Origin of the sequence: Dankookia sp. GCM10030260 (genome assembly GCF_042666655.1) — a bacterium.
Taxonomy (GTDB): Bacteria; Pseudomonadota; Alphaproteobacteria; order Acetobacterales; family Acetobacteraceae; genus Paracraurococcus.
On the sequence record NZ_JBHTDE010000013.1, the window covers coordinates 77791 to 100248 of the forward strand.

Consider the following 22458-nt stretch of genomic DNA (forward strand, 5'->3'; position numbering starts at 1 on the left):
TACCGCGGCTGCACAAAGGACGCGGCGAGGCAGCGCCGCGACTTTCGTCGCGGCGCGCCTGGCGGAAGGTCAGACGATGTCGAAGATGCTCGCCCCGGAGCCGGTCAGGCCAGCGAGCGTCAGCCCACTGAACAGGACAGCATTGCCGGCGCCGAGGTCGAGGACCACGCCCGCCGTCGTCTCCGAGAGGCGTGCCAACAGGTCGTCCGCGCCGTCGATGTCCGTGCCGTTGATGCCGGTGGCAATCTGCAGCACGTCGTCCCCGGGCGTGAAGCCGGAGATGGCATCCTGCCCGTCGCCACCGATGAATACGAAGCGATCGAGCCCGGCGCCACCGCTGAGGATATCGTTGCCGGTGCCGCCGATCAGCACGTCGTTGCCGTTGCCGCCGAACAGCTGATCGTCGCCGCCCTGGGTGACGATGAGGTCGTTGTCGTCGCCACCGAACACCACCTCGATGCCGTCGCCGCCGAGGATGTTGTCGTTGCCTTCGCCGCCGTAGAGGCCGTTGTTGCCTTCGGTGTCGAAGATCATGTCGTTGCCGGCGCCGCCGAACAGGTTGTCGTTGCCCGTCCCGCCATAAAGCAGGTCGTTGCCGTCGCCGGCTTCCACCCAATCCTCGCCGGCGCCGGCGGCGATCAGGTCGTTGCCGGCGCCCGCGGCGATCACGTCCGGGCCGCCCTCGGTGAAGATCTGGTCGTTGCCGTCGCCGCCAAACGCGATGTCGGCGCCGCCACCACCACGCAGCACGTCATCGCCGGCACCGCCGTAGGCGATGCCGGGCGAGACGATCTGGAACACGTCGTCGCCGTCGCCGCCCACCAGGGCAGACCCGCGCTCCAGCACGGGAAAGCTGAAATCAGCCATTCGAGATTCTCCTCCTTGCAAACTCACCGCGGCGCAGTCGGGATGTCGTCCGACTACGCTGTCTGCAATTGCGACTCATTCGCAAATGGCGCAAGATTCATTATCTTCACCGTGGCGCGACCAGTCGATCAGGGAAGCCTCGGCGCCGAGCGGGAAGATCTCACGCCCGAGCGCGTCGTTCAGGATCGTCGCGCTCCGCCACGCCAGCAGCGCAAGCTGCGGGTCGGCGATGCCATGCGACCCGCGGCCGGCATTCTGCAGGTAGATGCGGTTCGCCGCCGGGCCGTCCCAGGCGAGCGCGTAGCGGCGCCCCAGCAGCGGCGCGCCGTTCGTCGTATCCCGTCCGATGCCGAGCGCCTCGAGACAGGGCGGTAGGGAGACCCGGTAGCCGGTGGCCGCAACCACCACATCGGCGAAGATGCGCTGCCCGGCGCCGGTATCCGCCGCGCGAAGGTCGAGGCTGAGCGCACCCCGCCATGGCGCGCAGGCGACGAGGCTGCGACCCGGCAACAGGCTCGGGACAGGCGGCACCTTCTCGAGGAAGCGCAGCCGGTACACCTCGGCGTAAAGCTCGCGTAGGGTCGAGGCCGAGATGCCGTCGCTCATCATGCGCTGCTCCTGCAGCAGCGCGGCGCGGCGCTCCGCCGGCAGGTCGAAGAAATGCTCGACATAGGCGGGGGTGAAATGCTCGTTCGAGAAATGCGTCTCGTCGAGCGGCAGGAAGTTGGACCGGCGGCTGACCCAGGCGATGCTGGCCGGCGGTGCGGCCGACCGCAGCACATGGAGCATGATCTCGGCGCCGGACTGGCCGCCCCCGACCACCGCGACGCGCCGGCCGGCAAGCGCCGGCATGCGCTCGAGGAATTCGGTGGCATGCAGGCAGCCATCGCCGCGATGCGGCTCGAGGCAAGCCGGAAGGGCCGGTTCGTGGCCGAGCCCAAGCACGAGGTGCCGCGCGCGGACGCGCTCATGCCCGACCTGCGCGGTGAAGGCGCCAGCCTCGAAGCCGATGTCCCGCAGCGTGCTGTCCCAGCGCAGCGCCGGCAGCTGCCCTGCGACCCAGGCCAGGTAGTCCGCGAACTCCGTGCGGGAGACGGTCTCGAACCCGGCATTGACGAAGGCGAACAGCCGCCGGCGCGCGGCAAGGTAGGAGAGGAAGCCGAAGCGCGAGGTCGGCGCGACAGGCGTGACCAGGTCCTTGATCCAGGAGCATTGAAGCCGTGCGCCGGGCAGCATCATGCCGCGGTGCCAGGAGAAGCCCGGCTTGCGATCGAAGAACCGCGCGCGCCCGCTTTCCCCGGCTTCCTCGCAAAGCGCGGCGAGGCTGAGGTTGGCAGGGCCGATGCCGATGCCGGCAAGGTCGAGCACGCCCGTCACCACGGGTCGCCAGTTTCGGCAAGGTGCAGCGGGTTCACCAGCGGCGTGCCCAGCGCAGGAAGCGGCCGCGACGCCGTGTCGCCATAGCCGACGGCCAGCCGGACCTTGTTGATGCACACCTTCGGCAGCGTCGGCGCGAACAACTCGTAGCGCGCGTAGTCGGCCGGCGGCAGGGCGGCTTCGCGCTGGTAGGCGCGCAGCACGCGCGCCAGGATCCGGTAGAACGCGATCTCCGGCAGCGCGCCCGCGGCCACCAGCCCATCCGACAGGAACCGGAGCGTGGTGACGAAATGGGCGGTCTGGATGTTGTGAACCACGACCTCGGGGCGCTTCCGCGGCAGCAGTGCGGCGACCGGGCCGGGCAGCCCGGCGGCTTCGGCCTGGCCGGTATCGGCAAGGTCGAAGTCGCCCTGGAAATCCTTCAGCGCCATCGCAACCGGCAGGCCCTGCCTCAGCATCAGCACGATATTCTGCCCATGCGCGATCGGGCAGCATCCGTAGCGGCAGAGCAGGTGGTGCAGCGGCACCACGGTGAGGTCGAAAAGCCGCTCCAGCCAGGCTTCGATGCCGAGGCCGGCCTGCTGCGCCATGGCAAGGGCCAGCGGCCGCCCCGCCGCGTCGCGCTCGTGCAGCATGGCATACAGCGCCGGCGCCTCGTCCTGCACCGCATGCGCCTCGGCGCTCTCGCGCAGCACGGCGCCGAGATGTTCGCGGTAGTGGTAGGGCGCATCGGGTAGCGCCGCATAGGCGGGATGCGCATAATGCGCCCCGGCCAGCTCGCGCAGGACCGCGACGCGCCGGCGGCGCAGCATCGGATCGGCCGCGATGACCCCCACCAGCCACCCGGAGAGTGCCTGTCCGGCGGCGATGGTCGCTCCACCCAGGCCGCGATAGGCCGAGGTATTGAGGATCGACAGCGAAAGCTTCACATCCGCCCGGCCTCGCCGGGACAGGTTCGTCAGCGTCCGTATCGATTGCTGCGGTCGATAGAGATCGCCGAAGCGGCCGATCGGCACCATCCTCCCGGCGGCAATCTCGCCGGCGAATTCGGGCAGCAGGACGTTGTCCCATTGCCAGGGATGCACCGGCACGGGCAGCGCGTGCGCCGGCGCGATGCCGCTGCGGGCGACTGCCGCGTCGAAGGCGTCGCGTTCCTCGGCGGGGATGCATTCCCCGGCAAAATCGGCGCCGTCCACGGCGGCCCAGGTCGCATGCCGTGCATCGAGCACCACCCAGACGAGATGGAACGGCGCGGCCCGTTCGGGTGCGAAGGCCGCGAGCGCCGCATCGCCCCAGCCGAGCCGTCCCTTGTTGGCGACCGCCTTGGGATGGCCGGACAGCAGCGCCTGCGCCTGGTCGGATGGCAGCGCAAGCCAGGCCGCGCCGTCGAGGCCGCGGCAGCGGGCAAGCCGCAGGGCCTCGGCCTGCCAGGTCCGGCCGAGTTCGCGCAGGAAGCCGGCAGTTGCCGCCGCATCGCCGCCGAGCTCAGCACGTGCATCGAGCACCCATTGCCGTGGGTCGGTCGCCTCCGTGTCCTGCGCGCCGTCCAGCCGCCGCAGACTGTCAGGGTCGATGGCGAGGTTGCCCCAGATCCGCCGCGCCCCGGCGAAGCGGTAGCGCAGGCCCGAGGCGAGCTGCAGGCATGCGATGAAGCTGCCGTCCGGCTGCAATTCCACCGCCGGCAGGACCGCCTCCTCATAGGCGAATTCGGAGATGGCCTTGGCCAGCAGGACGCGGCCCGCCTGCCGCCACGCTGCGGCATCGGGGATGCCGTTCACCGCATCACCCGGTCGAAGAACGGGTCGCGCCAGCAGTGCATCAGCGCCGAGCGCTTGTGCGGGAAGTCAAACTCCTTGACCTTGTCGTAGGCGAGCGCGTCGGCGTAGCGAAGCAGCTTGGCGTTGTCGACGCGCGGCTCGCCCACGACCTTTTCGGTGCGCGTGTCATCGAGGAACAGGAAGTGGGTGAGGCCGCGCAGCCAAGCCGCGGTCTTGGCCAGGCCGAGATGCTGACGGGCGCCAATCAGCCCATGCCAGCCGCGGTCATAGTCGTGGGCGTCGTAGTGGGGGCCGAGCCGGTCCTCCTTCGCCCAGTAGATCTCGAAATAGCCCGCCGGGTCGCCGTCGAAGCAGCCGATCAGCGGCCAGGCATGCGCGTCTTCTTCCAGCCGCCGCAGATAGGCGTGCAGGGATGCCTCGTCCTGCGCGAGTTCCCAGAAATAGGCCACGCGCAGCTCGTTCATCCAGGCGTGGAACAGCGGCAGGTCGCGGTCGGCTGACACCCGCCTGAAGGACATCCGCATGCCCAGCAGCGGGTCGAAGCGGTCGTAGACCACGCCCTGCGCGAGCGGCGGCCGCTCCGGGTGGATCCGGCCATCCGGCAGGCGGCAGGGCAGGCGCGGATGCGGCACGGGGCGCGGGTCCTGATGCCAGAGCAGCGGGACCTGCAGCAACTGCCGGCGCCGGATGAGCGGTGCCCCGGTGGCTGCGATCAACCCATACGCAAGGGCCGTGTCGAGGATCTCCGGCCGCGTTCCCGGCCCGAGCAGGAGCTCGGCCCGATCGATATCCGCCTCGAACACCGCGGCAGCGGCGGCGGCAAGGGCCTGCGCGAGAGCCCGCCCGCCGCTACCATCCATGGCATGCGCCGAAAGGCCCGCCTCGCCGAGTTCGCCGCGCAGGAGCTGATGCTTGCCCTGCTGGACGGACATGGCAGCATCGGTGATCTCGACCTCGAGCGCTGCCGCCTCGCCCACCGTATAGCGATGACGCGGCATGGAGCTTTCGGGGCCTCGTCTGGCCGCGATCATGCCGCCACCGGCATATGGAGCGGATTTGGAAGGTCGTGATAGATCGCGTGTTGCTCGCGCGAACCACGGTTCTCGATGACGTCTTCAAGGAAGGTCATGAAATTGCCCTTCGCGGCAAGTGCTGGGCTGTCGAGGATGTAGTCGAGGAAGGATGGGTCGGGCGGGCGATCAGCACGCGCGCGCTCGAACTTCGCCCTGAGGAGGCGGAACATCGCCGCCTCCTCCGCCAGACCGTCGCGCGAGAGGGCGGCGACCAGCCCGAACAGGCCATTGACCACGACGTAGTAGCCGAGCAGCCGGTCGCCCACCGCATCGGGCACGACGGACTCCGACGGCTCCCCGATGCCTGGCACCGCGGCGACAAGCCGCGCATGCGCGCTCTCGACATGGCCGGACCCCTGGCAATCGCGGACATAGGCCTGCACGGGCCAACCGTGGCGCAGCCGCAGGACCGCGTTCTGCCCATGCGCCCCGAACAGGAGGCCGTGGTGGCAGCGCAGCCGCGCCAGCGCCAGGGGCAGTAGTTCGGCAAAGCGTCCGAGCCAGTCGAGGCCCGCCTCCCTCAGCGAAAGGCCGGCCGAGGCGGCCGCAGCCGCGACGACGCCGGCAAGCGGCGTCCGGCCGGCCTGCGGATCGGTTTGGCACAGCGTCGCCAGCATTGCGGCATCGCGGGCGGCGGCACCGCGGAAGGGATTGTCCCGCAGGATGACCAGGCTGTCGGGGAGCAACTCCCCGTCGTGCCGCAGGCCGAGATGCGCCGGTTCTTCCAGAAAGGTCAGCCGTGGCGCGAGGGCCGCGATCGATGGGCCGAGCGTGCTCCGCAGCAGCCGGCTGACATCCTTGCCGCGTTGCAGCTCGGCCGGGAACAGCGTACGGACGGAGTTGGTGATCCGCGCGCCGAGCGAGGTCTTCAGCATCCACGGCGCCTCGGTACTGTAAAGGCTGCGGACGGAGGCGGTGGGGTGCCAGAGCGGGCCCGCCTCCGGCTGAGCCTGGAAACGCAACATGCCGGCGCGCCGCAGTGCCTCGACCGCTGGCAGCGTGGCAAGGTGCCTTGCCTGCCAGGGATGCATGGGCAGCGCGAGCCAGCCCGGTTCGCGCGGGGCGCCGAGATCGTGCAGCAGCGCCTTGACGGCTCGCCCCCCGACATCCTCGGAGGCAAAGGCCTCCGGCAGCACCAGGGCCCAATGCAGCCGGAAGCCGGGCGACAGGCCGGGCAGGAAGCGCGCGCGCTCGGGTCGCAATTCGGCGGCGGAACGCGGCGCGGGGTGCAGGAAATGGCCGAGCAGCAGCGCCTGTTCCGCGGCGAGGAAATCCGTCGCCGCGACCTCCGGCCCCCGGTTGCCCGGTAGCATCGCCTCGATCGTGTCGATGCTTTCCAGCACGCGTTCGACGAAGCGGCGGGCGGTGGCCGGCGGCAGGCCGCGCTCGATGGCAAGGGTCTCGGCCATCGCGGCGACCGCGGTGGCCCAGGCGATGGGCCGCTCGGCCCCGCCATCCGGGCAGAAGCGGACCGGCAACCGCAGCCCGTGCCGCCCGGCGCATGACCGATGCGTCACCGCGACGCGCAGCACGCCTGAGAGCGACGTGACCGGCATCTCCAGGTCCCAGCCAAGCTTGGCCGGTCGCAGCCGGCATTCCGGCCACTCCCGCGCAAGGCTGTTGAGGAAGGCCTCCGCGGCGCCCTGCTCGGTAGGGGTACCGCCGTCGGTCGCAGTTGCGTCACAGGTCATGGAATGCTTGTAATCGGCCAATTGCGAATGCGAGTGAGAATTATTCGCGATTACTCAGGCGTACGGAATGGCAGGGCAGGCATCCCGGATGGCGAAAGTGGGATTGATCCTGGCGCTGGGGCTGGTGGCCGGCGCGCAAACGGCGCCGCTCGCGGCCCTGCCGCTGCTGATGCAGGCGCTCGCCCTGGGCGCCGACCAACTCGGCGTGGGCATCGGCGCGGGGTTGCTGGCGACGATCGGGCTGGCGCCCCTGGCGGGCAGGCTGGCCGATCGGGCAGGGCCTGCCCCGGCGGCGCGATGCGGGCTTGCCGTCATCTGCGCCGCCTCGGGGCTGCTTTGCGGCTACACGGCCTTGGTGGCCGCCGGCACCCTGACGACGGAGCATGCCTTCGGCGTCGTGCTGGCAACGCGGATCGCCAACGGCGCCGGTGTGGCCGCCTTGCATCCGGCGGCGCAGGCCTGGCTCTGGGCGGGCGACGTCCCCGCGGCGGGAAGCCGCCTGCAAGGCAAGGCGAGTGCGGCCCAGAATGCGGGGCGCCTGTTCGGGCCCCTGGCCGTGGCCCTGATCGGCGGCATCGGTGCGGCCGGGACTTTGGGGATGCTGGCCGCGGCCACCTGCCTCGCCCTGCTCATACTGGTCTTCCTGCCGAACCCAGCGGCGGCGAGCGCCGCACCCGCCGCGCCGCGCATCGACACGGCGCCACAAGCCCTGGCTTGGCCGGTGCTGCTGGCCCTACTGGCCTTACACCTGCTGGGGGGTGGCGCCCAATACATCCTTGGACCTTTGCTGCTGGCGACGCTCGGCTTGGAGGTGGCCCAGGCCACGCGTTGGACCGGATGGTTCATGGGCATGGCGGCCACGGCAGCCATCGCGGGCAACCTGCTATCCCACCGCTTTCCCGAACACTGGCGCCCAAACGTCGGAGCCGGGCTGGCGATTATCGGAGCGGCCATCCTGGCGCCCTTCGCAAACCTTGTCGCCATCGCGGCCGGCATCGCGCTGGTGGCGGCCGGGATCGGCATTGCCGTTCCGGCAGCGATGGCTGCGTTGATGCACGGGGCGCCGGCATGCGCGCGAGGACGAATCGCCGGCCGCACCGCGGCGATCCAGGCGACCGCCTATGCGGCCGCGGCACCGATCTTCGGGATCCTGGTTGCGGGCTATCCGACACTTGCCGCCGCGTCGCTCACGTTGCCCGCGGCGGCGGCGCTGCTGCTGCTCATTGCCGCCCAGCGGCGGGAAGCCGGCCAGGCACGGTAGCCTGCCAGGAACTGCCGCGGCCGCTTCCACCCGGCACTCCGCTTGGCTGCGACTGTGTCCGGCGCCGCGTGCGTCGCTGACGGAACCGGCAGACGAGGCCGTGCCGTGGGACAGAGCAGTGCCGTGCCTCCTCGCGTACTGAAGCGACATCGGCGATCTTGCGCTTTTGCAGAAATGCGATTGCGACTCATTCGCAAATATGCCTAATCTGTTCCTGTGAAGAGACCAGGAGCACACCCATGGGCCGCACTGCGCCGTTCGCCCCACCGGTCCTGCACGGCTATCCAAGTATGCTGGAGGCGCTGGATTGGCCGGAAGCCGTGCTGCTTTGCGGCCTTCGCGGTTGGGTCGATGACCTGCGGCGGGCTGCGGATCCGATGCCGCGCCTCGATGCGCGAATGACGGCGGCCGGCGTCCCGCTGGCGGCAGTATCGCTCAACATGTTTCTGCGCATCGTTGCCCGCACCGCGAATCGGCCTGTCGGTATCGGCTGCCCACATTGCCCGCGGCTTGCTGCAGATGAGCAGCGGCTGCTGCATGCCGCACGCTTGGTCCAGGACCGAGAGGCCTGGCTGGCGGGGGAGGCGCTTCGAGACGGTCTGCTGTCCGGCATCGGCGCTGACTTCGCGCTTGGGCCGCTGCGCGGCCTGGGGGGTTTATTTCTGGCGGCCGGCCTCGCTCTCAGGCCCCGTCTGCTGGTCGATGTCACCGGGGTAGTAGGGGTAGGTAACACGCTCTGGCTGCTGCCCCCGTCCACCCGGCACTGAGGGGGGAGGTCCGCATGATTAGACACCGCTCGCTCGGCACTGCCGCCTTCACAGCGTTGATGGCACGGGACCGCCTGATGCGAATAGACGCTGATGCGATGGCCACGGACGCTTGCCGCGCGGTCGACGCCGCAGCACAGCGGCAGGGCCAGCGCCCCAGCACCCGCCCGTCGCAGGTCGGCCATCCGCCACCGACTGGGCCAAGCCGCCAGACCCTCGCCCTCGGGCCCTCGATGCGCTGCAATGAGGTACGGCTGGACCATTGGGATTAGTCGGATGGCGAGGTGCATGCATCGAGAGGATGTGGATCAAGGCCGCCCGGTGAACGAGCTCGAGCCAGAGGCACTTTTCTGCATTGCGGTTCTGCGAACTTGGGTGGCGGTGCGCCGCCCTGGTGGCGCGGCCTCGCTCCACTGGCGTGAGGTCTGCAGGCAAGGCGAGCTGCCGGAGGATGCGGTGCAGGCATTCGATGCATTCCTCTGCGCTGTCCATCACGCGATGCGACGCCCGCTGGACATTCGATGTTGCCTCTGCCCGCAGCTTGGCGTCGACGAGGACGACCTGCTTCTCCTGCTTGACGCCTTGCAGCGGGACGATGTCCTCAGTGCATTGGCCGTTCTGACGGATTGGCTCGTACAACCCGCCATCATGTCGACGCTGCCATTGGCCATGCGCTTGGCGGCGGCAGCACGCAGTTGCGGACTGTGCTTCCACGCGCACGCCGCGACGCGGCCGCAGCCCGACGCGGGAAGCAACCCTGCCGAACGGGCGACATTCCATTGATCACGCTACGCTCTGCGTCAAGTGATGAGGCGGAAGTAACTGCCCGAACGACCCGCTCATATGCAGTCGGACTGCGGCCTACTGCTCCGACCTGGGCCGATTGGTTGGTCTTCCTAGAGGCAGTGCGCGGGATCTGCCGGTCCATGTCGGAAGTGCAGGGAAGCTCGCACAAAGCCATGGCGCGGCATGCGGTCCGTGTGCTTGCGCCGGAGCGTGCGCTGGTCCTCGCGGATCAACCTACATTTGACGGAGAGTGGCTCTGGATGCCGCTGAAGATCGCGGGTTTTCCAGCCATACCGGCGCTCGACGTGGTGCGGCTCTACGGCCAAGCCTGCAGACCACTCCTTGACTGCTTCGCGGACCAGGAGGAGATAAATGCAGTGGCGTTGCGGCTCGCCGCTGCGGCGATAGCGTCCGTCAACGTGGTGGAATTTGCTGATGGGCTTTTGGCGGCCACGGCTCAGGCGGGCCTGGGTGGCAGTTGCAGGGTCTCGTTGGTGGGCGCTGGGCTGAGCATCTCGGCCATGGCCTCGACGCCCATGTAGCGGTGCTGCATCTGCCACTCGTCATTGGCCTCGAGCAGGACGGCACCGATCACGCGAATGATGGAGGCTTCCGAGGGAAAGATGCCGACCACGTCGGCGCGGCGTTTCACCTCCTCGTTCAGGCGTTCCAGCGGGTTCGTCGAGTGCAGCTTGGTCCTCTGCGGAGCGGGGAAGGACATGTAGGCGAGGACGTCGTCCTCGCTCTCGTCTATCAGCGTGCCGAGCTTGGGCCAGCGCGGGCGGAGCTGGTCGGCGACATGGCGCCAGGTCTGTCGTGCGCTGGCCTGGTCGGGCTGCAGGAACGCCTGACGCAGCGCGGCCGAGGCCATGGATTGCTGGGCCTTGCCGACATGGGCCAAGGCATTCCTCATCCAATAGACCCGGCACCGTTGCCAGGTCGCGCCGAGCACCCGGGCGATCGCCGCCTTCAGCCCCTCATGTGCATCGGAGATGACCAGCTTCACACCCTTTAGGCCGCGTTTCACCAGGCTCTTGAGAAAGGCAGACCAGAAAGTCTCAGCCTCCGACGGGCCGATGTGCAGGCCGACGATCTCGCGGTGCCCCTCGGCATCGCAGGCCACGGCGATTATCGCGGCCACCGACACGATGCGACCGCCCTCGCGCTGGCGGAGATAGGTGGCGTCCAGCCACAGGTAGGGCCACTCGCCAGCGAGCGGCCGATTGAGGAAGGCGCCGACCCGCTCATCGATGTCCTTGCAGAGCTTCGAGACGGTGGACTTCGAGATGCCGGACAGGCCCATCGCCTGCACCAGCTCGTCCACCCGCCGGGTCGAGACCCCGCCGATCCAGGCCTCTTGGATCACCGCCACCAGGGCCTTCTCCGAGGTCTTCCGGGGCTCGAGGAAGGGTGGGAAGTAGCTGCCCTGCCGCAACTTCGGGATCCGGAGCTGCAGCGAGCCCAGCCGGGTGTCGAGCGTGCGGTCGCGGAAGCCGTTCCGGTAGTTCAGCCGCTCGCCGGTGCGCTCGTGCCGCCCGGCCCCGATCAGGCCTTCCACGTTGGCCTCCATCAGCATCTGCAGCACCGCCTCGGCGACGCTGCGGAGGAAGTCGCCGTCCTCGGCTTTCGCCAGCAGTTCCGCCAGTGGCAGTCTCTCCTTGGTCATCGGGTCCTCGGGCGGTCAGGGGTGGGAGCCTCGCAACTCCACCCTAGCCGCCAGGTCCGATGGCCACCCCAGCCCTACACTCCGGCCAAGGCCGAATTTTCCACCACGTCCGTGGACGCTACCGCTGCGGCCGCCCGAACACGCCAAGACGGCACGGTGCCGCCAGCGGTACCGCGCGCTGCCCGATGCCGAACGTCTGTGGCGGATCCGGAGCTACATCCAGGGGCGTGTCGGCTAGGCAAGGAAAGCAGAAGCCTGACCTTTCGGCCACGGTGCCACCCGACGATCGGGGGTCCTCACCACAAGATTTCGTATTCCGGTTCCCACCGCTGCAGCGGTGGAAAATGGGCAATAAAACTCTCTGGCGGCCCGGCAGGCCATCAATCAATTGCAGGCGGACGGAAAGGCCTCGACCGGCACGGTCAGTGCCCCTACGCCCAGGGTGGTCCGGCTGGGCCGCGTTGCTCCTATGACTCAGTGACGCTGAAGCTTAGCCGCGGTTGGCGGTAGGATCCTGCATCTCCGCCTCAATCCATTCTGCCAGCCGCTTCAGATCGAGGCGCGCCCGCAGGTGCGACGCCACCCAGAGGTTGAGGACGTGCGGCCCTTCGACGAAGCCAAAAGGCGCGACCAGTTGGCCGCGTCGCATCTCGTCTGCCACCAAAAAGCGCGGGGCAATGCCAACGCCGAGCCCGCAGGCGGCGGCCTGGATCAGCAGATAGAAGTGCTCGAAGCTCTCCTGCGCCTCCAGCCGCAGTGACCGCTGCGCGGTGGCGGCCAGCCATTCGTCCCAAGCTGCCGGGCGCGTCACGGTGCCGAGCAGGCGCGCCCCCGCAAGGTCGGCCGGAACCGCCAGTCCCGCCTGCGCCGCGTAGTCGGGGTGGCAGACCGCGCCGATCTCCTCCCGCAGCAATGGCCGCGTCCCGACATCGGCCGGCGCGCGGACCATGCTGGAGCGGATGGCGAGGCTTATCTCGTCCCGCACGAAGTCGACCTCGCCGTGGCTGACGTTGAGGCGGATCTCGACCTCCGGATGCGCGCGCTTGAAGCGGCCGAGCCGTGGGATCAGCCAGTGGTTCATGATGGTGGCCGAGCAAGCGAGGGTGAGCGCCCCGGGCGTGAGCCGCGCGACGCCGATCTGCATCAGCTTGAAGCCCTCGGCCAGGCTGGCTGCCAGCTGCGACCCGGCCGCCGTCGGCTCCACCGACTTCGCCAGCCGCCGCAGCAGCGGTACGCCGAACCGCTCCTCCAGCCCGCGCACATGCCGGCTGACCGCCCCATGCGTCACGCCCAGCTCCTGCGCCGCGGCCGACATGCTGCGCCGGCGGGCGGCGGCCTCGAAGGCAAGCAGGGCATTGAGCGGCAGGCGGGAAGCGGTCATGGCCGGGCGGTCCTGCCGTGAGGAAAGCTCACACCACTCTGCGCCGATTTGCGGTGTGCGGCCAGGGTGCGGGCGCCTAGCGTCCGGGCCAAGGAAGACCTCGAGGAAACCGTTGCCTGCCGCCGCCCAACGCGGCCGGCCGCGCTGCCTGCCACCCCCTTCCGGAACCCGGCCCGCGGGAGGCCACGCCATGCGCCTGCAGAACAAGGTCGCCATCGTCTTCGGGGCCGGCTCGATCGGCCCCGGCTGGGGCAACGGCAAGGCCACCGCCACCCTCTTCGCCCGCCACGGCGCGCATGTCGCCTGCGTGGACGTCAACCCCGCCGCGGCGGAGGAGACGGCCGGCATCATCCGGGGCGGGGGCAACTCGGCCAGCGCGCATGCCTGCGACGTCACCGACAGCGCCGCGGTCGCGGCGGTGGTCGCGGCCGTGGTCGGCGACCGCGGCCGTATCGACATCCTGCACAACAACGTCGGCTACGCCGCCATGGGCGGGCCGGTCGAGATGGACGAGGCGACCTGGCACCGGTCCTTCGACCTGAACGTCACGGGCTGCTTCCTCGCCTGCAAGCATGTCCTGCCGCACATGCTGCGCCAGCGCGCCGGGGCGATCGTCAACGTCTCCTCGATCGCCGCCATCCGCTACACCGGCTACCCCTACCCCGCCTACTACGCGGCGAAGGCAGCGGTGAACAACTTCACCATGGGCCTTGCGCTGCAGCACGCCCGCGACGGCATCCGGGTGAATGCGATCATGCCTGGCCTGATGAACACGCCGCTGATCCACCAGCAGATCTCCGGCCAGTATGCCGATGCGGCGGAGATGGTGGCGGCGCGCGACGCCGCCTGCCCGACCGGCAAGATGGGCACCGCCTGGGACGTGGCGCAGGCCGCGCTGTTCCTCGCCTCCGACGAGGCCGGCTACATCACCGGCGTCAGCCTGCCGGTCGATGGCGGCCTCACCTGCCGGGTGGCCTGAGCATGGACGCCGCCCGCCCCGCCGTCCCGCCCGCATCGCCCCTGCGGATCGAGGCCGACTACCTGCTGGAGACGCCGATCGACCCCCGCCACGCGGCGGAGATCATCGCCGGCGAGCAGTCGAGCGGCACCTTCGTGCCGGTGCCCGGCGAGACGCCGGAGCTCAAGGAACGCGCCGCCGCCCGCGTCGAGGCGCTGGAGGTGCTGGAGACTGGACTGATGAGCCGCTCGCTGCCCTCCGCCCGGGGCGAGTGGGGCGGCGAGCGCATCAGCCGCGCCCGGTTTACCCTCTCCTGGCCGCTCGCCAATCTGGGGCCCTCGCTGCCCAACCTGCTGGCCACGGTCGCCGGCAACCTGTTCGAGCTGGCGTCCGTCAGCGGGCTCCGGCTGCTCGACCTCCGGCTGCCGCAGGCCTTCGCCGATGCTTATCCCGGTCCCGGCTTCGGCATCGCGGGCACGCGGCGCCTCGCCGGCGTTGAGGGGCGGCCGCTGATCGGCACCATCGTCAAGCCGAGCGTCGGCCTCACCGCCAAGGCCACCGCCGCGCTGGTGGCGGAGCTCTGCGCCGCCGGGATCGACTTCATCAAGGACGACGAGCTGCAGGCCGACGGCCCGGGCTGCCCCTTCGAGGCGCGGGTGCGGGCGGTGATGCCGGTGATCAACCGGCATGCCGACCGCACCGGCAGGAAGGTGATGTACGCCTTCAACCTCACCGGCGAGCTGGACGAGATGCAGCGGCGGCACGACCTGCTGCTGGCCGAGGGCGCCACCTGCATGATGGCGAGCCTGAACTCGCTCGGCCTCGTCGGGCTGGGCGCGCTGCGCCGGCTGGGCGGGCTGCCGATCCATGCCCACCGCAACGGCTGGGGCGCCCTGTCGCGGCACCCGAGCCTCGGCTGGTCCTATGTGGCCTGGCAGAAGCTGTGGCGGCTGGCCGGCGCCGACCACATGCATGTCAACGGGCTGGACAACAAGTTCAGCGAGACGGATGCGAGCGTCATCGATTCCGCCCGCGCCTGCCTGGAGCCGATGTTCCCGGGCAAGCCCTGCACCGTGCTGCCGGTCTTCTCCTCCGGCCAGACGGTGCGGCAGGCGCATGGCACCTGGGCGGCGCTGCGCAGCCCCGACCTGATCATGACCGCCGGTGGCGGCATCGTCGCCCATCCCGACGGGCCGGGCGCCGGCGTCCGCGCGCTGCGCGAGGCCTGGGAGGCGGCGATGGCCGGCATCCCGCTGGCGCAGCACGCCCGCGGCTGCCCCGCGCTGGCCCGGGCGCTGGAGACCCCATGATCGCGCCGCCGCACCCGCTGCCGGCCACCGGGCCGCTGGTCGCCTTCCTCGGCGACGACTTCACCGGCGCCTCGGCCTCGATGGAGGCGCTGGCCTTCGCCGGGCTCGAGACCGTGCTGTTCCTCGACCTGCCGACGCCGGAGCGGCTGGCGGCCTTTCCCGGCGCGCGGGGGATCGGCGTGGCGAGCGTCGCGCGGTCCCGCCCGCCGGCCTGGATGGACGCGCACCTGCCAGAGGCCTTCGCGCGGCTGCGCGGCACCGGCGCGCCGGTGGTGCACTACAAGGTCTGCTCCACCTTCGATTCCGCCCCCGAGGTCGGCTCGATCGGCCGCGCGGCGGAGATCGCCGCCGACCTATTCGCGGGCTGGTTCCCCATGCTGGTCGCCGATCCGGGGATGGGCCGGTTCCAGTGCTTCGGCCACCTGTTCGCCGCGACGCCGGACGGACGCGGCCACCGGCTGGACCGCCACCCCGTCATGGCGCGCCACCCGGTGACGCCGATGGACGAGGCCGACCTGGCCCGCCACCTCGCGCGGCAGACGGCGCTGCCGGTCGGCCTGGTGGACTTCACCGCCATGAAGCGCGGCGCGGCCGGGACACGGCTCGCCGCGGCGCTGGCCGGGGGCGCGCGCATCGTCTCGCTCGACGTGCTGGACGCCGAGACGCTGGCCGAGGCCGGGCGGCTGATCTGGCAGCGGGAGGCGGCGGGGCCGGGCTTCGCCATCGGCTCGCAGGGGGTGGAAGCCGCGCTGGTCGCGCATTGGCGCCAGGCCGGGCTGCTGCCCGCGGCGGCCCCCGCCCTGCCGCCGGTCGGCGCGGCGCGCCTCGCCTGCGTCTCCGGCTCGGTCTCCCCGGTCACCGCGGCGCAGATCGCCGACGCGCTGCACCATGGCTTCGCCGGGATGCGGCTGCGCACCGAGCGCGCCGGCGATCCCGCGGCCTGGGAAGCCGAGTTGGCGCGCGCGACGGAGGAGGCGCTGCGCGCGCTCTCCGAGGGCCGTGACCCGTTGGTCTATAGCGCCGCCGGGCCGGACGACCCCGGAGTGGCCGCGCTGCGCACCGCGCTGGCGGCGAGCAGCGCTTCGGCCGAGGCGGTGAACGACCGGATCGGCGCCGGCCTCGGCCAAGTGCTGGACAGGCTGCTGCGCGCGTCGGGGCTGCGGCGGGCGGTGATCGCCGGCGGTGACACATCGGGCCATGCGGCGCGGCAGCTCGGCATCGATGCGCTGACCGCCATCGCCCCGCTCGCCCCCGGGTCGCCGCTCTGCCGCGCGCATGCGGCAGGGGACGCGGCGCGGGACGGGCTGCAGATCGCACTCAAGGGCGGCCAGGTCGGCCGCGAGGACTTCTTCCGCGCCGCACGGGACGGGAAGGCAGCATGACGGAGAAAAGCATGAGGCTGCAGGGCAAGATCGCGCTGGTGACGGGCGGGGCGCGGGGCATCGGCCTCGCCATTATGCGGGCATTGGTGGCGGAGGGCGCGGTCCCCGTCATCGCCGACGTCAACCAGGCCGGGGCGGCCGCGGCGGTGGCGGCGCTCGGCCATGCCGACGGCCAGGTGCTGCGCGTCGACGTGGCGGACCACGCCTCCGTCGCCGCCATGGTCGATGCCATCGTCGCCCGACACGGCCAGCTCGACATCCTCGTCAACAATGCCGGCATCGGCGGCAACACGCCCTTCCTCGAGATCGGCCCGGAGGAATGGCAGCGCACCATCGCCATCAACCTCTCCGGCGCCTTCTTCGTGGCGCAGGCCTGCGCGCGCGCCATGGCGCAGCGCGGCGAGGGCGGGAAGATCATCAACATCGCCAGCCTGTCCGGCCAGCGCGGCGGGCATGGCCGCGCCGCCTATGGCGCGGCCAAGGCCGGGCTGGAGCTGCTGACCAAGGTGATGGCGGTCGAGCTCGCGGAATACGGCATCAACGTCAACAACATCGCCCCGGGCGCGATCGAGACCGAGATGGCGAAATTCGCGCACGACCAAGCGACCCGTGCCGCCTACAACTACCTGATCCCGATGACCCGCTACGGCACGCCGGAGGAGATCGCGGACGCCGCGGTGTTCCTCTGCTCCGACGAGGCGCGCTACGTGCACGGCCACACGCTGAACGTGGATGGCGGCTTCCGCGCTGCGGGCCTGATGTTCCGCGGCAGCAAGGCGATCCCGCCCGGCCAGGGCTGAGGCCCCGCAAGAAAATCCAGAAGAAGTACCAGAGGAAACGACGATGACCAGCACCACGCGTCTCACCCGCCGCCGCCTCGGCCTGCTCGGCACCGCCGCGGGCCTGGCGACGGCCCTACCTCTGCGCCATGCCGCGGCGGCCGAATTCAACTTCAAGGTCGGCACCAACGTGCCCGCCAGCCACCCGCTCAACACCTACCTGACGCGGGCGGCGGAGAAGGCGAAGGAGGCGACGGAGGGCCGCTTCGAACTGCAGATCTTCCCCAACAACCAGCTCGGCGGGGACACCGACATGTTCTCGCAGCTCCGCTCCGGGGCGCTGGAGTGCTTCCTGAACTCGGGCGTGAACACTCTGTCCACGCTGATCCCGGCCGCCGCCATCTCGGGCGTCGGCTTCGCCTTCAAGGACTACGACGCGGTCTGGTCGGCGCTGGACGGCAAGCTGGGCGCGCACCTCCGCGAGCAGATCGGCCGCAGCGGCCTGGTGGTGATGGACCGTATCTGGGACAACGGCTTCCGGCTGATGACAAACAGCGTCCGCCCGATCGGTCAGCCGGACGACCTGCGAGGCCTGAAGATGCGGGTGCCGGTCAGCCAAATGTGGCTGTCGCTGTTCCGTGCGCTCGGCGCCGCGCCCACCGGACTGAACTTCGCCGAGGTCTACTCGGCCCTGCAGACCCGGGTGGTGGACGGGCAGGAGAACCCGCCGGCCATCATCTCCGCCGCCAAGCTGTTCGAGGTGCAGCGCTATGCCTCCGTCACCAACCACATGTGGGACGGCTGGTGGTTCCTGATGAACCGCCGGGCCTGGAGCCGGGTGCCGGCCGCGACGCAGGAGACGGTGACGCGCATCGTCAACGCCGCCTGCCTGGAGCAGCGTGCCGAGATCGCGCAGCAGAACACGTCGCTCCGCGGCGACCTGGCCGCAGGCGGCATGGTGTTCAACGACGTCGACCAGGCGCCCTTCCGCGAGCGCCTCTCCTCCGCCGGCTTCTACCGCGAGTGGCGTGAGCGCTTCGGCGAGCAACCCTGGGGCCTGCTGGAGGAGACGGTCGGGCGCCTCGCCTGACCGCACGGGAGGTAGCAAGGCCGATGAGCGACATCGCCAGCAGCGCCGGCCTCGTGCCGGGCGCGGCCACCCCGCCGCGGGCCGGTTCGGGCCTCGGCTTCCTCCTCCGGCCGCTGGAGGCGGTGGCCGCCGCCCTGCTGGTCGGGCTGATCGGCCTGGTGCTGGTGGCGGTGTTCTGCCGCTACGTCCTGGCCGCCCCGATCACCGCGGCGGACGAGATCGCGTCCCTGCTTTTCCTCTGGGTGGTCATGCTCGGCGCGGTGATCGCCATCGAGCGCAACGAGCACCTGCGGCTCGCCCTGGTGCCGAACCGGGTCGGGCCGCGGGCGCGGGCGCGGCTGGAGGCGCTGGGGCTGATGGTGGTGGCGGCGTTCCTGGCCGGGCTGCTGCCGTCGGCGATCGAGCATTGGTGGTTCGAGAAGGACATCACCGCCCCCGCCCTCGACATCTCGGTGGGCTGGCGGATGGCGGGCCTGCCGCTCGGCGTCGGCCTCATGCTGCTGGTGGTCGTGGCGAAGCTGTGGCGGGAATCGCGGCGGGACGACCTGCTGCTGGCGCTTGGCCTCGTCCTCGCGGCCGGTGGCGCGCTGTGGCTGGCCGAGCCGGTCTTCGCCGCGCTGGGCAAAGGCAACATCCTGGTCCTGCTGGCCGGCGTCATCGCCGGCTGCCTAGCGATCGGCGTGCCGATCGCCTTCTGCTTCGGCATGGGCTCGCTCTGCTTCCTGGCCTTCTCCACCCGGCTGCCGCTGACCGTCATCGTCGGCCGGATGGACGAAGGCATGTCAAGCCTGATCCTGCTTTCCGTGCCGATCTTCGTCATGCTCGGCTGCGTGCTGGACAGCACCGGCATGGGCAAGGCGATCGTGAGCTTCCTCGGCGCGCTGCTCGGCCATGTGCGCGCCGGCATGTCCTACGTCATGCTCGGCTCGCTCTACCTCGTCTCCGGCATCTCCGGCTCCAAGGTATCGGACATGGCGACCGTTGCCCCGGCGCTGTTCCCGGAGATGAAGCGACGGGGCAATAAGCCAGAGGAGATGGTGGCGCTGCTTGGCACCGGCGCGATCATGGCGGACACCGTGCCGCCCTCCATCGTGCTGATCGTCATCGGCTCGGTCGCCGGAGTCTCCATCGCGGCACTGTTCTCGTCGGGCTTCGTGGTGGCGATGTTCCTGCTGCTCATCCTTGCCGCCGCCGCCCGCTGGAAGGCGTCGCGGGAGGACATGACGGGCGTCCGCCGCGCCTCGGCGGCCGTGATGGGCAAGGCCTTCGTCTTCGCCATCCCCGCCCTGGTGCTGCCCTTCGTGGTGCGCAGCGCGGTGACGGAGGGCGTGGCGACGGCGACCGAGGTCTCCGCCATCGCGGTGCTCTATGCCCTGGTGATCGGCAGCACGCTCTACGGCCGGCTCGGGCCACGCGACATCTACCGCATGCTGGTCGAGACGGCGGCGATGACCGGGGCGATCCTGCTCATCCTCGGTACCGCCGCCGCCGGCGCCTGGGTACTGACCCAGACCGGCTTCGCGCAGACCCTGTCGGGCTTCATGCGCGGGCTGCCGGGCGGCTGGATGGTGTACCTAGTGGTGACCGCGGTCGTCTTCCTCTCCCTCGGCTGCCTGCTGGAGGGGCTGCCAGCCATCGTGCTGCTGGCGCCGCTGATGTTCCCGATCGCCGCGCAGCTTGGCATCCATCCCGTGCACTACGCGATGGTCGCCGTCGTCTCGATGAACATCGGCATGTTCGCGCCGCCGGTGGGCATCGGCTTCTACATCGCCTGCTCGATCGGCAAGGTCGAGCCGGACGCGGCCATGAAGACCATCTGGTTCTATCTGGGCGCGCTGGTGCTGGGGCTGCTGGCCATCATCCTGTTCCCGGCGATCTCCACCGCGGTGTTGTGACCCAGAGTTCGCCTGCCGGTCGCAATGCTGGCTGGCAGTAGAGGCCGCCCGGTAGGAACGGGCGCCGGACGGGGTGAACGCTACCTTCTTTGATCCGCTCGCCGCGATGTCGCGAACCGAGCGTTGGGCTACCCGTGGCTTCGTCACCTGCACCAACCGCGAAGCCGGATTGAAGTCGAAGGGCACCCCTGGCGAGATGTTCCGCGCCATCACGCGCACGGTGTTGGTGGTCCAGGCGGTTGCGTCAAGCTCGACGAACCGGGTCAACGAGGCGGGCGCGGCATCCGCCAAGTCGCCTGCCCGGCAGTTGGCCACGGTCACGTCGGGCACGCTGGTTGACCACTGTGACCTTGCGGTGCGGGCGAACATCTCCCGCGCTCTGGCCCGGCGCCCCTTCGTCCTCGCGTGCATATTCCCGTTCTCCGGCATCCGACACGATCAACCGTCAACGGTAGCCGCCCCGCTCCGCCCCGTTTCCGGCCAGCGTGACGGCGGGGCTGCCGATGCACTAACCTTCAATGCGAAACACCAAGGCTGGGCAGGACAGGGCCCACGGGAGCAAACCAATGATCACGGTCAACAGCGTGCTCGCCCAGAAAACTGGCGCCCTAATCCATCTTCGCTCGGGCGACATGGTCGTCGACGCCCTGCGCCAGATGCGCGACAACCGGGTTCGGTCGGTGCTGGTCATCGATGACGACGTGCTGGTCGGCATCGTGACCCAGGGCGACTGTGCCATCAAAGTGCTGCTGCCGGGGCTCGATGCGAAGCAGACGCCGGTGAGTCGCGTGATGACGGGTAATCCGGTGACGGTCAGACCAGATGACCCGTTGGAAGGCTGTATGACAATGATGGCCGCGCGCGGCATTCGTCATCTGCCAGTGCTGGATGCGGGCAAGGTCGTGGGCGTGATTTCGATCGGGGACGTCGTCAAGGACATTATCCGGAATCTGGAGCGCAACGTGAGCGACCTAACGGGCTACATCATGACCGACAGCCCTGGGGGATGACGGACGAACCGCGTTGCCGTCGCTAGCTTATTCCTGAAGCTGTTCGGCCAGGGCGATTAGGACGAGGAGAAGCACGGTCGAACCTGCCGGTCCTCGCGGAAGTTGCAGCTTTCCGTGAATGCTGATGACGGCGAGACCATCGCATGCGTGCTGACCGACAACACCGCTGATGACGCCAGTCAGGCCTCGGCTGGAACGCGGGTTTCACGACGGGTTATAAAAGCCGAATCTCGCCGCACTTTCGACAAGCTGCATCGTAGGGCCGACCTGAATGTGCCCAAAATGCAACGCTCGTCGGGTTCCAGCAGAATCCAGGACACTCACCGCTGCACAAAATACCGCGACCGTTTAAAGCACAAATCCTGAGAAGCATCGACAAATCATGCGTCGCCGAGGTACCTTTTTTAGTTATAACTTACATCCCCGAGTAACCGAGCTTTGGCCTGTGTAATTAGGCATGGTGGCCCATGAATATTTACCCAGTGGAAACTTTTTTGTTGAAGGTTCCGATTCTACTGGCAATAGTTTTACATCTGTTACATTTAGATTCGCGGACTATCTTGACCCCAACGTGGGAAATTGTGAGCCGGCCCGGACTTTCTCTTGGGGCGTAACTATATACAGTGCCGGGTATAAGATCAGTGCTTCTGATTTCGTAGAATATATACCCCCGTTAGGAACTATAAGTACTCCTGCTAACGCAAGCGGCACAAAAATCACAGTATACCTGAAGCAAGATCTCAATTACGAACAGGACGAGGTATTTTATATAAACGTCAATAACGTTAATATTTCAGAAGGATTTGGCTATATTGCTACTGGTACAATATTAAATGACGATCCTGTTGCTCCCCATGTCAACATTTATTCGAACAGTAGTGAGGCATTTGAAGGCAATTTTCAACTCAACCTCTCTCAGCCTCACCATCAGCCTGGACGCACCGTCTTCCGCCGCCCAGACCGTACAGTGGCAGGTGAACGGCACTGGCACGATCCCTGCCATCGCAGCGGATTTCCTGCGCGGCTCGTTCCCTTCTGGCACTGTGACCTTCGCCCCCGGTGAGACGAGCCAAATGATCACCGTCAGTGTTGCTGGCGACACGGCCGTCGAATCAGACGAGGCCATCCGAGTCACTCTGTTAACTCCATCTTCTGGTCTGGTTCTTGGGACTAAGACCGCCACGACTATTGTCCTTAATGACGACATTATTTCGAAAATCAGCTTATACCAAGTCTCGCTGATCAGAACCTGTGAGCCCATGTCAATGCTGAGGTGGGATTCCTCGAAAGCGCTGGCTGAAAATTCCCCAGTTTGGCTGGTGGCTACGTCGCGGCGGTGAGGTCGGTGGTTCGTGGCTTTGGCGGCCTGCCGCGCCGGCGTGGCGCT

At 69.0% G+C, this 22458-nt stretch carries 19 protein-coding genes; 12 read left to right on the forward strand and 7 right to left on the reverse strand.

The window, feature by feature from the left end; translation table 11 throughout:
* Nucleotides 1–69: 69 nt before the first annotated feature.
* From ACFQS7_RS25830 to ACFQS7_RS25850, 5 genes are all read right to left on the reverse strand, one after another.
* The gene (locus ACFQS7_RS25830) at nucleotides 70–867 is read right to left on the reverse strand and encodes a calcium-binding protein (protein ID WP_380070020.1); all 798 of its coding nucleotides are present in this window, start codon (nucleotides 865–867) and stop codon (nucleotides 70–72) included.
* A 75-nt stretch (nucleotides 868–942) separates the two neighbouring features.
* On the reverse strand, nucleotides 943–2235 hold the full coding sequence (locus ACFQS7_RS25835; RefSeq protein ID WP_380070021.1) for a lysine N(6)-hydroxylase/L-ornithine N(5)-oxygenase family protein: 1293 nt from the start codon (nucleotides 2233–2235) through the stop codon (nucleotides 943–945).
* 5 nt (nucleotides 2236–2240) lie between these two features.
* Nucleotides 2241–4022 (reverse strand): IucA/IucC family protein, encoded by a 1782-nt coding sequence (locus ACFQS7_RS25840; protein ID WP_380070022.1) that lies wholly within the window; start codon nucleotides 4020–4022, stop codon nucleotides 2241–2243.
* Complete coding sequence (locus ACFQS7_RS25845) at nucleotides 4019–5020, reverse strand: GNAT family N-acetyltransferase (protein WP_380070023.1); 1002 nt, start codon at nucleotides 5018–5020, stop codon at nucleotides 4019–4021. The genes ACFQS7_RS25840 and ACFQS7_RS25845 overlap by 4 nt, the downstream gene beginning before the upstream one ends.
* Nucleotides 5021–5049: 29 nt before the next feature.
* The gene (locus ACFQS7_RS25850) at nucleotides 5050–6786 is read right to left on the reverse strand and encodes an IucA/IucC family protein (protein ID WP_380070024.1); all 1737 of its coding nucleotides are present in this window, start codon (nucleotides 6784–6786) and stop codon (nucleotides 5050–5052) included.
* 97 nt (nucleotides 6787–6883) lie between these two features.
* Between ACFQS7_RS25850 and ACFQS7_RS25855 the strand changes: the two genes are divergently transcribed.
* The 3 genes from ACFQS7_RS25855 (at nucleotide 6884) to ACFQS7_RS25865 (ending at nucleotide 9597) form a co-directional block, all read left to right on the forward strand.
* Entirely contained in the window at nucleotides 6884–8047 is a 1164-nt protein-coding gene (locus tag ACFQS7_RS25855) for an MFS transporter (RefSeq protein ID WP_380070025.1), read from the forward strand.
* Between the two features lie 239 nt (nucleotides 8048–8286).
* Nucleotides 8287–8814 (forward strand): hypothetical protein, encoded by a 528-nt coding sequence (locus ACFQS7_RS25860; RefSeq protein WP_380070026.1) that lies wholly within the window; start codon nucleotides 8287–8289, stop codon nucleotides 8812–8814.
* A gap of 321 nt (nucleotides 8815–9135) precedes the next feature.
* Nucleotides 9136–9597 (forward strand): hypothetical protein, encoded by a 462-nt coding sequence (locus tag ACFQS7_RS25865; RefSeq protein ID WP_380070027.1) that lies wholly within the window; start codon nucleotides 9136–9138, stop codon nucleotides 9595–9597.
* Nucleotides 9598–10057: 460 nt separating this feature from the next.
* Here the strand turns inward: ACFQS7_RS25865 and ACFQS7_RS25870 are convergent, their stop codons facing one another.
* Nucleotides 10058–11266 carry an IS256 family transposase gene (locus tag ACFQS7_RS25870; RefSeq protein ID WP_380070028.1) on the reverse strand — a complete coding sequence of 403 codons (1209 nt, stop codon included), beginning with the start codon at nucleotides 11264–11266 and terminating at the stop codon, nucleotides 10058–10060.
* 490 nt (nucleotides 11267–11756) lie between these two features.
* Nucleotides 11757–12647 (reverse strand): LysR substrate-binding domain-containing protein, encoded by an 891-nt coding sequence (locus tag ACFQS7_RS25875; RefSeq protein ID WP_380070029.1) that lies wholly within the window; start codon nucleotides 12645–12647, stop codon nucleotides 11757–11759.
* A 190-nt stretch (nucleotides 12648–12837) separates the two neighbouring features.
* Here ACFQS7_RS25875 and ACFQS7_RS25880 point away from each other — a divergent pair, with 190 nt between their 5' ends.
* The 9 genes from ACFQS7_RS25880 (at nucleotide 12838) to ACFQS7_RS25920 (ending at nucleotide 22411) form a co-directional block, all read left to right on the forward strand.
* Nucleotides 12838–13626 (forward strand): SDR family NAD(P)-dependent oxidoreductase, encoded by a 789-nt coding sequence (locus ACFQS7_RS25880; protein WP_380070030.1) that lies wholly within the window; start codon nucleotides 12838–12840, stop codon nucleotides 13624–13626.
* Between the two features lie 2 nt (nucleotides 13627–13628).
* A complete protein-coding gene (locus tag ACFQS7_RS25885; protein WP_380070031.1) occupies nucleotides 13629–14915 on the forward strand; it encodes a ribulose-bisphosphate carboxylase large subunit family protein in 1287 nt (428 codons plus the stop codon).
* Nucleotides 14912–16297, forward strand: a complete 1386-nt coding sequence (locus tag ACFQS7_RS25890) for a four-carbon acid sugar kinase family protein (RefSeq protein ID WP_380070032.1) — start codon at nucleotides 14912–14914, stop codon at nucleotides 16295–16297. Before ACFQS7_RS25885 ends, ACFQS7_RS25890 begins: the two co-directional genes overlap by 4 nt.
* Nucleotides 16294–17097, forward strand: coding sequence for an SDR family NAD(P)-dependent oxidoreductase (locus ACFQS7_RS25895; RefSeq protein WP_380070033.1), 804 nt, complete (start codon nucleotides 16294–16296; stop codon nucleotides 17095–17097). The genes ACFQS7_RS25890 and ACFQS7_RS25895 overlap by 4 nt, the downstream gene beginning before the upstream one ends.
* 43 nt (nucleotides 17098–17140) lie before the next feature.
* Nucleotides 17141–18166, forward strand: a complete 1026-nt coding sequence (locus tag ACFQS7_RS25900) for a TRAP transporter substrate-binding protein (protein WP_380070034.1) — start codon at nucleotides 17141–17143, stop codon at nucleotides 18164–18166.
* A gap of 23 nt (nucleotides 18167–18189) precedes the next feature.
* On the forward strand, nucleotides 18190–20061 hold the full coding sequence (locus tag ACFQS7_RS25905) for a TRAP transporter large permease subunit (RefSeq protein ID WP_380070035.1): 1872 nt from the start codon (nucleotides 18190–18192) through the stop codon (nucleotides 20059–20061).
* Nucleotides 20062–20627: 566 nt separating this feature from the next.
* Nucleotides 20628–21071, forward strand: a complete 444-nt coding sequence (locus ACFQS7_RS25910; protein WP_380070036.1) for a CBS domain-containing protein — start codon at nucleotides 20628–20630, stop codon at nucleotides 21069–21071.
* Between the two features lie 114 nt (nucleotides 21072–21185).
* Nucleotides 21186–21437, forward strand: coding sequence for a hypothetical protein (locus tag ACFQS7_RS25915; protein ID WP_380070037.1), 252 nt, complete (start codon nucleotides 21186–21188; stop codon nucleotides 21435–21437).
* A 467-nt stretch (nucleotides 21438–21904) separates the two neighbouring features.
* Entirely contained in the window at nucleotides 21905–22411 is a 507-nt protein-coding gene (locus ACFQS7_RS25920) for a Calx-beta domain-containing protein (protein WP_380070038.1), read from the forward strand.
* The last annotated feature ends 47 nt before the right edge of the window (nucleotides 22412–22458 follow it).

Excerpts from the sequence above, each read along its gene's own strand:
- ACFQS7_RS25875 (WP_380070029.1), bottom strand. The coding sequence starts at position 12,647 with ATGACCGCTTCCCGCCTGCCGCTCAATGCCCTGCTTGCCTTCGAGGCC.
- ACFQS7_RS25885 (WP_380070031.1), top strand. The coding sequence starts at position 13,629 with ATGGACGCCGCCCGCCCCGCCGTCCCGCCCGCATCGCCCCTGCGGATC.
- ACFQS7_RS25845 (WP_380070023.1), bottom strand. The coding sequence starts at position 5,020 with ATGCCGCGTCATCGCTATACGGTGGGCGAGGCGGCAGCGCTCGAGGTC.
- ACFQS7_RS25890 (WP_380070032.1), top strand. The coding sequence starts at position 14,912 with ATGATCGCGCCGCCGCACCCGCTGCCGGCCACCGGGCCGCTGGTCGCC.
- ACFQS7_RS25910 (WP_380070036.1), top strand. The coding sequence starts at position 20,628 with ATGATCACGGTCAACAGCGTGCTCGCCCAGAAAACTGGCGCCCTAATC.
- ACFQS7_RS25900 (WP_380070034.1), top strand. The coding sequence starts at position 17,141 with ATGACCAGCACCACGCGTCTCACCCGCCGCCGCCTCGGCCTGCTCGGC.
- ACFQS7_RS25850 (WP_380070024.1), bottom strand. The coding sequence starts at position 6,786 with ATGACCTGTGACGCAACTGCGACCGACGGCGGTACCCCTACCGAGCAG.
- ACFQS7_RS25905 (WP_380070035.1), top strand. The coding sequence starts at position 18,190 with ATGAGCGACATCGCCAGCAGCGCCGGCCTCGTGCCGGGCGCGGCCACC.
- ACFQS7_RS25830 (WP_380070020.1), bottom strand. The coding sequence starts at position 867 with ATGGCTGATTTCAGCTTTCCCGTGCTGGAGCGCGGGTCTGCCCTGGTG.
- ACFQS7_RS25870 (WP_380070028.1), bottom strand. The coding sequence starts at position 11,266 with ATGACCAAGGAGAGACTGCCACTGGCGGAACTGCTGGCGAAAGCCGAG.
- ACFQS7_RS25880 (WP_380070030.1), top strand. The coding sequence starts at position 12,838 with ATGCGCCTGCAGAACAAGGTCGCCATCGTCTTCGGGGCCGGCTCGATC.
- ACFQS7_RS25860 (WP_380070026.1), top strand. The coding sequence starts at position 8,287 with ATGGGCCGCACTGCGCCGTTCGCCCCACCGGTCCTGCACGGCTATCCA.
- ACFQS7_RS25920 (WP_380070038.1), top strand. The coding sequence starts at position 21,905 with ATGACGATCCTGTTGCTCCCCATGTCAACATTTATTCGAACAGTAGTG.
- ACFQS7_RS25895 (WP_380070033.1), top strand. The coding sequence starts at position 16,294 with ATGACGGAGAAAAGCATGAGGCTGCAGGGCAAGATCGCGCTGGTGACG.